The sequence below is a fragment of the Parafrankia soli genome (assembly GCF_001854695.1).
Lineage (GTDB): Bacteria > Actinomycetota > Actinomycetes > Frankiales > Frankiaceae > Parafrankia > Parafrankia soli.
Window position 1 is genome coordinate 1 of sequence record NZ_MAXA01000041.1, and the last position, 8,900, is coordinate 8,900.

The 8,900-nt window shown below is 68.0% G+C and carries 7 protein-coding genes and 2 pseudogenes; 6 read left to right on the forward strand and 3 right to left on the reverse strand.

Annotated features, from left to right (window positions below):
* Positions 1–406 (forward strand): annotated as a pseudogene (locus BBK14_RS38090) (IS1634 family transposase); the annotation flags it as partial.
* A gap of 212 nt (positions 407–618) precedes the next feature.
* Here the strand turns inward: BBK14_RS38090 and BBK14_RS39610 are convergent.
* Positions 619–1,791 (reverse strand): hypothetical protein, encoded by a 1,173-nt coding sequence (locus tag BBK14_RS39610; RefSeq protein ID WP_241831179.1) that lies wholly within the window; start codon positions 1,789–1,791, stop codon positions 619–621.
* A 205-nt stretch (positions 1,792–1,996) separates the two neighbouring features.
* Positions 1,997–2,950, reverse strand: coding sequence for a 2OG-Fe(II) oxygenase (locus BBK14_RS39615; RefSeq protein ID WP_241831180.1), 954 nt, complete (start codon positions 2,948–2,950; stop codon positions 1,997–1,999).
* A 424-nt stretch (positions 2,951–3,374) separates the two neighbouring features.
* Between BBK14_RS39615 and vapB the strand changes: the two genes are divergently transcribed.
* The 3 genes from vapB (at position 3,375) to BBK14_RS05535 (ending at position 5,757) form a co-directional block, all read left to right on the forward strand.
* Positions 3,375–3,596 carry a type II toxin-antitoxin system VapB family antitoxin gene (gene vapB / locus BBK14_RS05525; RefSeq protein WP_041255148.1) on the forward strand — a complete coding sequence of 74 codons (222 nt, stop codon included), beginning with the start codon at positions 3,375–3,377 and terminating at the stop codon, positions 3,594–3,596.
* Positions 3,541–4,020 (forward strand): PIN domain nuclease, encoded by a 480-nt coding sequence (locus tag BBK14_RS05530; protein ID WP_020464514.1) that lies wholly within the window; start codon positions 3,541–3,543, stop codon positions 4,018–4,020. The genes vapB and BBK14_RS05530 overlap by 56 nt, the downstream gene beginning before the upstream one ends.
* 825 nt (positions 4,021–4,845) lie before the next feature.
* Positions 4,846–5,757 (forward strand): methylenetetrahydrofolate reductase, encoded by a 912-nt coding sequence (locus tag BBK14_RS05535; RefSeq protein WP_241831182.1) that lies wholly within the window; start codon positions 4,846–4,848, stop codon positions 5,755–5,757.
* Between the two features lie 535 nt (positions 5,758–6,292).
* On the opposite strand, the pseudogene BBK14_RS05540 reads toward BBK14_RS05535, so the two are convergent.
* A pseudogene (locus BBK14_RS05540) lies at positions 6,293–6,819 on the reverse strand (type I CRISPR-associated protein Cas7).
* Between the two features lie 366 nt (positions 6,820–7,185).
* On the opposite strand from BBK14_RS05540, the gene BBK14_RS39620 reads away from it, so the two are divergent.
* Together BBK14_RS39620 and BBK14_RS05550 are read left to right on the forward strand one after the other, a co-directional pair.
* Positions 7,186–7,536: a hypothetical protein gene (locus tag BBK14_RS39620; protein ID WP_241831184.1), complete on the forward strand. Its 351-nt coding sequence runs from the start codon at positions 7,186–7,188 to the stop codon at positions 7,534–7,536.
* 29 nt (positions 7,537–7,565) lie between these two features.
* Entirely contained in the window at positions 7,566–8,636 is a 1,071-nt protein-coding gene (locus tag BBK14_RS05550; RefSeq protein ID WP_083390740.1) for a DUF4037 domain-containing protein, read from the forward strand.
* The last annotated feature ends 264 nt before the right edge of the window (positions 8,637–8,900 follow it).

Sequence of the window (8,900 nt, forward strand, 5' to 3'; positions counted from 1 at the left end):
CCAGACCGTCGAGGAGAAGGACACCGCCGCGGTCTTCGTCGACTACAAGGGCCAGGAAGCCTCCGAACGGCGCTACGGCGCGTTCAAGGGCCCGCTCGAGGCCGACCCGATCTACCTCGAGAACAACAAGCGGATCCACGGACTGCTCCACGTCGTCGGCCTCGCGTTGCTGCTGTTCTCGCTGATCGAACGAGAGGTCCRGCGTTCCACCGGTCCGACCGGAACGGTCGCCGGTCTCTACGCTGGCCGACCCGCCAAGCCCACCGGCCGGCTCCTACTCGAAGCCCTCTCCGGCCTGCGTCTCGTGCCCGCCCGCGACGGCCAGCCCGCCTACATCCCCCGGCCCACACCGCTCCAGCAGCGCGTACTCAACCTCCTCGGAGTAGACCCGACCAAACCCCCGTGATCACGAAACGGGCAGGTCAAAGCATGAAAACCAAACGTGCGGAGTACAGGATACCCCGATCCTCGCAGACAGGACGGCCGCGCGGCATTCACCTTTCGCCCGCGTCGCCGCCTACCCGACCCTCCGGCAGCGGCATCTCCGTCATGGCAACGGCGTAATGCGGAAGAGGACGCCTGCCGGCTTGGCCAGCCCGGCCTCACGGGAGTAGATGATCACATCGGGTGCCATTCGGCAGCCAGCCAGTCCAGGTCGGCTTGGTCCCGGTCCCGTGCCCTGGCCTCTTCGGTGAAGAGCGCGTCGGTCTTGTGGAGGATGAGCGTGTAGGGGCGGCCCTGGCGCCGGGTGACGTGACTGACGGGCAGTTCAGCGATGTCGATCCGGGAGTGGACATGCTGCCTGCGCTTCTCGGCGAGCGRCCATTCGAGGGTGCGCCGGTCCGGGTCCGCCAGGAACGTGCGCAAGGTGTCGCACAGGTCGCAGGTGCAGCCGCCGGCGGGCAGCTCGATCGACCAGTCGGTGGGCACGCGCCGAGGGAGGGCCAGCCGGGCACGCAGCCGCGCGGCGCAGTCCGCGGCCAGGGCGCCGAAACCCGCCTCGCCGCGGGGGCCGTCGCCGGGTAGGCCCGCCGCGGCGCGTAGCGCGGGCATTACAAGCGCGGTGACGGTGTCCGGCTGCCGCCGGAGGTACCCGGCCGCCGAGTCCCGGGTACTCGCCGCCCCGGTCGCGGCGGCGGTCAGCACCGAGGCGAGCGGTGCGCCCAGGTCGTCGAGGCCGCTGTCGCGGTGGCGGGGGGATGACGACCTGATGGCGATGCCGATGGCCTCACGCAGCCACTCCCAAGCCAGGTCGAGAAGCAGCCGTGCGGTCGCCGCGCCGGCGCCGTGCGCGGCGTGCAGCCCCGCGCACAGACCGGGAAGCGATCCCGCCACCCACCGCTTGCGTTCCGGTCCGCCGATCGCCCAGGTCGGCTGTCCCGCGCCGGCCCACGTCCGCAGCAGTTCCATGGTCCACTGCTGGCCGTACCGGCCGGCGAGCTTCGCGAAGGGCGCGGCGTCCTCCACAGTCAGGTTCTCGACGCGGAACGGGCGCAGCAGCATCGACGCGGTCGCCGCGTCCGCCACGACGTCCGCCGTTCGCAGCGCCTTGCCGAAAATCCCGGAGATCCTGTCCTCGTCCCGCGGCGACCGTGCGCGCAGAACGCCGTCCCAGAACGGCTCGAGTGTCGCCACGGCGGCCTTCGCGTTCGCCGGCGCCATCTCGGCGAGCGCGTCGAGCGCCCAGGCGGGCGAGGTCTCGGCACGGTTAGCGAAGGCCTGCTCGCGCGGCCATACGACAACCGCCGCGCGGTGGTACCAGCGGTCCAGTGTGTTGCCCCAGTTGCCCATGTAGCCCTCGTACTCCGAGGTATAGGGCTCAAGGTCGTCCGTCCCGGTGGACGCGCAGACCTCGTCGGTGCCGACGGACAGCGAGGTCGCCTCCAGCCGGTCGCCGCCCGGACCGGTCCAGTGTGTGAGCGTGATGTCGACGTCGATCAGTTCCTGGACTTCGTAGTMGGCCGAGCCGTCAGGGCCTTCGTCGTCCTCGTCCTCGTCATCGTCCTCCGCCGTATCCGTAGTCGTCGTCCGCCTCGTACGCGCTGTACGTCGTCTTGATGTCGGCGAGCGCGAGGACGGTTTCGTACCCCTCCCGCTCGGCCGCGGCCCGCAGCAGGGACACGCACGCGGCATCGGCGCCCTTCAGCCCATCCCAGCCCAGCGCGCGCGGGGTGTACTCATGGTCGAGGAGGTAGACGAGCCGGTTCGGCGGGTCGGACGCGGCTCCGGGGCGGTAGGTGAGCACCGGTGTGCCGAAGTGCTCACGAAGGAAACCGGCCAGTTCGGCGACTGCTCCCTCGTCGCCCTCCGGCAAGGAGGTGTCCCCACGCAGCAGGAGGTTGTAGGTGAGCGCGATCCGGTACCCCGACCGCACCTCGGCGACCTCGTGCCGGCAGTCGGCGTAGAAGGCGACCAGCGACAGCTCCGTCTCCGACCCCCGGTAGGCCCGCTGCTCGCCGTTGTGCCTGACCACCAGCTCGCCGCCGGTGTAGGTGGACGGCATCGTCACCACCAGGGTGCCGATCATCGAGTCGTCCTTCTCGCTGTCCTGATGAGCGAGGAAGAACTGGCCCGGCTCGTACACCAGAAGGGAATGAAGATCGGCGGTCAGCTCGGCGGCGATCGGCAGGCCCAGCTCATCTTTCGCCGTTGTMAGGATGACGTTCAACGCGTCGTCGTCCCACGTGGCATGAACGAGGTTCTTCGGGATCTCCCACGTGTCACGGACGCCCGGGTCGATCAGCGTCTCCTCACCGCGACCGAACCGGGCAGGCTGACCGAGGCCGAGGAGCTTGYGGGCCTGCGCGTACGGCACCGGGAACGTGACGGGTCCGATGCCCTCGACCTCGAGGCTCAGGTCATCCGTGCTCGCCGTCAGCTCCACGCTGAACGCGGTCTCCGTGTCGCCGCGCAACATCCTCGCCAACCGGTCACGCGCCACGGTCGCCATTGCCTGTCCCCTTGCCCCTGAGGCCCGGCACTATCAAGCACGAGTCTAGAGGGTCCCGCACGCTCGACGGGATTCGGTACCCGGGCGCACGTTGGGTGGCCTTCAGGTGCAACGCGACATCGACAGCTACGGAGCTGGGCGGGGCCGTCCGGCCGAGGATCGCGGTCTCCTGACCGACGTCACCGACGCAGTCGGTAACGTCCTCCGCAGCGGCCCCGGCCTGCCGGCAATGATCAGCTCGGCGATGGAGGTGCTCCTGTTCAGGTCCCGCAACGGCTTCTGGATAAAACACCCGCGAATGCGGTGATGTCCCAAGGAAGCCGCCGATGAAGCCACGACGGCCCACAATCCCGCCGCTTGCCCGGGCCACGGGCCACGGGCCACGGCTGCTGACAGCATGGGATATCGCTTGGAGGTGCGGCCGATGTCCGATGTGCTCATCCGTGGCGTGCCCGATGACGTGCTGGCCGCTGTCGAGGCGCACGCCGCCCGGCTCGGCCTGTCCCGCAACGAGTACCTCCGCCGGCAGCTCGCCCAGGATGCGGCACGCTCGGTCACCCCGGTGACCCTCGACGACCTGCGCTGGTTCAGTGCCGCATTCCGCGATCTCGCCGACCCGGAGGTCATGCGGCAGGCCTGGTCGTGACCGCCACAGCCGAGACGGCACGGCGCTGGCTCATCGACAAGTCCGCCCTCGTCCGGCTGAGCGAGACCCCGACGCCGACCGGTGGCTGTCCCACATCCAGCACGGCCTGATCCGGATCACGACGGTCACGATCCTGGAGGTCGGCTTCTCCGCACGATCCGCTCAGGATCTCCGCGTCCGGCTACGCCGGTCACTGGTCTCGGCGATGCCCGTCGAGAACACCACGCCCCGTATCGAAGCCAGAGCCGTCGAGATCCAAGAGCTGCTCGCCAGCACCGGGCACCACCGCGCACCGTCCGTCCCCGACCTGATCATCGCCGCCACAGCCGAGCTCGCCGGGCTGGTGGTACTGCACGTCGACAAGGACTTCGAGCTGATCGCCGCGCTCACCGGGCAGCCCACCGAGAGGCTCCGCCTGCCGTAGCGGGTGGCGGCCGGCCGTATCTGCCCATCATCCCGGCGGTGGTACCGCGCGGTCTGGCGCATGGTCCACCGCTCGCACCCGTAGAGAGCCGACCAGGAAGTTCCCCTCGACGACCAGCCTTCCAGCGGCGAAGCCCCTGGCAGGACCTGCACTATTCTGTAGCGAGCCCCGTTGGGGGCACCCGAGAGTAGTAGATCGACTACCAAAAGTAAATATTTAGCGTGGTTGACGGAATCTAGGTAACGATACGAGGTCCACCAGCGTTTTTCGCTGCGCTCCGTGACTGTTCGTTCCTTCCGGGGCCCGGCACCCGCCAGCAGTGACATGCGCGGGTTCGAAGCCCACTTCGGCAGGAAATTGGACCTGACGGCCGACGCGGATCTTTCTACCAACAGTCACCGGAGGCGGGATCCGGTTCTCCCGTGATGCAGGCAGACCAGACCTGCTGTTCTCCGTCGACAGACGTCGCATCCGCCTCAGGCGTCACGGTCTGGGCGACTCATGGTGACGGCTGACTTCGCGTGCTTCGACCGCTGCGGTCTGGCTCTGACGGTAGATCTCCGCAAAGCGGGTGATCCCCAGGTGAACCCCGGCCGGCCGCTTCTGGGATGAGGACGACGTCCACACCTGGATCGCAGCGAACCGCTCACCGGACGACACCGACCCCAGCGCCGGGTGACGCCGCTCTAACCCTGCTGCCGAGCATCACCACCCACCGACACACAAACCGGACTTCGACAGACCCCGGTCGGCTGGACAGGTGCAGCGCACCGTGCGGTTCAGTGACGGCTGTGGTTGGGGGTCGCGGCGCCCTATCCTGTCCGGATGCGGGAATCCACGGCAAGTCACGAACGTCCAGCACGCAACTTCGAGCTGATCTGCGAAATCGAACCACCGACCCGACCGGACCTGACCCACGCCCGCCATCAGATCGGCGTCCTGAGCCCCGTCACCGACGCTTTCCTGATCCCCGACAACCACATCGGACGAGCGACCGTGTCGAGCATCGCCGTCGCCCACGAGGTGCAGACGATGGGGGGACGCAGCATCGCCTGCGTGAACTCCCGCGACCGTAACCTGCTCGGCTTCCGCCGCGACCTGCTCACCGCAGCGGCCTACGGCGTCGAGGAGTTCCTCTTCGTCCACGGCGACAAACCCACCGCCGGGAACCGGACCAGCGACCTGACAGTGCGCGCGATGATGGACGAGGCCCGCGCGGCCAGCGAGGATCCGGTCTTCGCCGACATGCCAGCGTTCCGGGTCGGAGCCGCCGCCGGTGTGCGTCCACTGCCCGCATGGAAACGAGCGGCCGACTTCCTGTTCGTACAGGTCAGCTACTCGGTAGACGCTCTACTGCGCTGGCGCGACGCCCATCCGGTCGAACTGCCGGTCTACGCCGGCGTGATGGTCCTCGCGAGCGCCGGGATGGCCCGCCGCCTCGCCGCAACGATCCCCGACATCGACATCCCCGACGACCTCGTCCAAGCAGTCGAACGAGACCGGACCGCCGGGGTCGAAGCAGCCTGCGACCAGGTGCTACAGCTACGCGACAGCGGCGCCTTCGCCGGTGTGCACCTCGTACCGGTCAGCCGCTACCGCCAGGTCGCCACCCGACTCGAAGATCTTCTCTGCCCCCCCCCGGACCTCCGGAGAGATCGTCCTTGGCGTTCACTCCTCCGAGATGCGAGCTCCACGCCGGCCGGTGCGGGGCTCACCCCCATCCTCACTGTCACGTGAGGATCGACGGACGCGTCGATAGCCTCGACCCCCGATGGTTGAGGCGATGCATGGCGGTCAGCGCATGGTGCCATGCTTGCGACGAGCTCTACGCAGAGCGGCCGGGGCGTGGCATCGGAGCGACCGACAAACGGCGCAGGCCTTCTACGCCCGAAGGTCACGGCATGGGTCCGATCTATCCGTTCCATGACCGGCTACAGAGCGCTACCGGAAAAGTCTTTGGCGACACGGGCTGGTGAGGCGTCGGCATCGCCCAGGCGATGACCAAGGTCCGCCGACATGGGCGCGCATTGTGTGCGCGGATGCTCCGGTACGCCGCGACACTCGCCGGCACTACCCGACAGCGAAAATGCCCTGACCGGGATTTAACGGCACTGCGCGGCATATGCCAGTACATTCCGATACGTAGTGTTTCATCTTGTAATCGAGTGGACGAAGGTTCGAGCTCACCAGCCGGTTCCAGAGAGACGGCCCTGACTCGGAGTCTTGGTGATGCTCGTGGCGCGTCGGTCCGTGGCAGGCTGTTGTCGGCGCTTCATGGACACTGACCCCTTGCGGTCATCCTGGGATGCGGGTGAGGGTGCAGATGGTCATCGTCTACGTCGATCTTGTGGTCGTGGAAGCTGCGGGGTTCGCCGGTGCTGATCTTCTGGGTCCTGATGCGGTCGGCGAGGGTGTGGGCGGGGGCGGCGCCGAAGGTGTCGGGATGGCTGAAGACGTGCAGGCCGCGGGTGGCCATCTCGCCGCGGGTAGCGGACCGGTCGTGGTCGAACATGTTGATCAGGGTGCGCAGGAGCAGGTCGAGGTCCTTTGCGGTGACGCCGGTCTGGATGCCGCGGGGGGCGGAGTAGTGCAGGTGGGCCCGATACAGGCCGTAGGGGACGGTCCACTTGCCGCCCATCTCGGTGTGCTTGCCTTTGTCGATGTCGGCCTGATGACTCGGGTGATGGTGTGGTCGACGGGATGACGGGGGTCGATGGAACGGGCCATGCCGTTCTGGAGCGGTCCGCGGATCTGTCCGAGCGAGCGGGTCTTGCCGGTGGACAGGACGGCGCCGAACAGGCGGACGTCGACGTAGCGGTTGGCGAGGTCTGCCTCCGGCGAGGACCATGCCTTTCAAGATCACGATGTGAGCGGCGAGCATGACCGTCACCGATCGCTCGGGTCGAATCCCGACGATCATTGGCTACTCTGCGTGATGGTGAATCTAGGTGTGGTGGTGACGTCGTGATGCCGGACTGCGCGATATGCACTGAGCTAAGCCGGCAGGGGGCGAGAGGGCGCTGGCCGCTGACCAGGCCCAACGTCATCTCACAACAGGTGACGGCACCGATCAACATGGGCAGGGCGGCACACATAATCCGTCGGTCGTGGGTTCGAGCCCCACCCGCTCCACCCATGTGATGATCATGCCCCTGACCTGGATGCATGCGGTTCGCGATCTATCGCTTTGAGATCCAGCGCCACGGAAAGGTGCTGGTCAGGGCGTCGCGAGTTGGTTCGAGCCCCACCTGGACGACCATGTTGGGATCATGCGAACAGGGCTTCTTCGTGACGGCGGATCCGGGCAAGCGTGATGTGGAGGTCAAGGTTCTGATCGACTGCACCGCCGAGGAGATCGACGTGTGTGGCGGCTGCTCGACGACGTCCTGGGGATCGGGGGCCTGCTTGTGCGGCGGAACCTGGAGATCGCGACTGGCCCGGATGGCCCGGTGGCTGGCGAAAACCCAGGTGCCCAGAGGTGGCGGTAGCGAGGACGATGAGGCGCCTGTGCCATGACGGGACGCTTTGAGGAGGATCGCAGAACGGTGTCAGGTCGCGATCTTTCTCGACGGTTCTACGAGCGGGCGGTGCGGCCGCTGGTCTCGGGCGTTCCCCACGCTGCCGCGTTGCTCGGTGAGGGGTCCGAGGTTCTCGGCTTCGATGACGAGATTTCCACGGATCACGATTTCGGCCCCCGCGTGCAGCTGTTCGTCCCGCCAGGTTTCGACGCCACGCCGATCGACGCCGCTCTGGGGGGTTTGCCTGCGCGGTTCGACGGTTTCCCGGTCGTCTACCCCGACAGCGATCGACACGGCGGCCGGCCACACCATCAGGTGGAGGTGACCACCGCGCAGGCGTTCTTCGTCGACCGGATCGGCGTCGACCCCGCCGACGGGATGAAACTGACGGACTGGCTACTGGTCCCGACCCAGATCCTGGCCAGCCTCACCGGCGGCGTGGTCCTGCACGACCCGCTCGATCTGCTCACCACGCGGCGTCGGGCGCTGGCGTGGTACCCCGACGACATCTGGCGCTATGTCCTGGCCGCCGGCTGGCTGCGGGTCAGCCAGGAGGAACCATTCGTCGGCCGCACCGGTGGTCGCGGCGACGACCTCGGCTCGCGGATGCTCGTGGCCCGCGTGGCCCGTGACCTCGTTCGGATCGGATTCCTCCTCGAACGCCGCTGGGCTCCCTCCGGCAAATGGCTGACCGCCGCGTTCGCGCAGCTGACCCTCGCCGACCAGATCGGTGAGCACCTGCACCACGCGCTGCGCGCGACGCGGTGGCGGGAACGCGAAGCGGCACTGTGTGCCGCGGCCAGTCATCTCGCCGCCGCCACGAACCGGCTTGGTCTGGCCGAGCCCGTCGACCCCGCGCCGCGCCGCTTTCACTCCCGAGACATCCACGTACTCGGCGGCGAACGCCTCACCCATGCACTGACCGATGCAATCAGCGATCCGCCGCTGCGAACCCTCCTCACCCGGCTCGGACACCGGCCCGACGGCCCGCTCGGCCATCTCCCCGGCGCGATCGACCAGGCCACCGACAGCGTCGAGATCCTCACCCAACCAATCCGCCGCCGCGACTATGCACCAGCGCTTGGGCTCCGGGCCTGAGTGCCCCGGCACTGATCCGACGGTGCGCGGAGGTCAGGCGCCTCGTCCGAGCTGGAGACGGCGTAGTCGGCACCGCGCGGGCCTTCTTCGTCGACCGGGTTGGCATCGACCCCGCCGACGGGACTTCAGAGGCACGGACCGGCAGTTCCCAACCGCGCTGGCCCGCACATCATCCGGCCGCAGAGTAGCACCACACGACATCTACCGCGGAGGGCATCCGCAGCTACGGTTAGACCGGATTTGGCCGCCATCGGTTTGGGATTG

Excerpts from the sequence above, each read along its gene's own strand:
- vapB (WP_041255148.1), top strand. The coding sequence starts at position 3,375 with ATGTCCGATGTGCTCATCCGTGGCGTGCCCGATGACGTGCTGGCCGCT.
- BBK14_RS05535 (WP_241831182.1), top strand. The coding sequence starts at position 4,846 with ATGCGGGAATCCACGGCAAGTCACGAACGTCCAGCACGCAACTTCGAG.
- BBK14_RS39620 (WP_241831184.1), top strand. The coding sequence starts at position 7,186 with ATGCGGTTCGCGATCTATCGCTTTGAGATCCAGCGCCACGGAAAGGTG.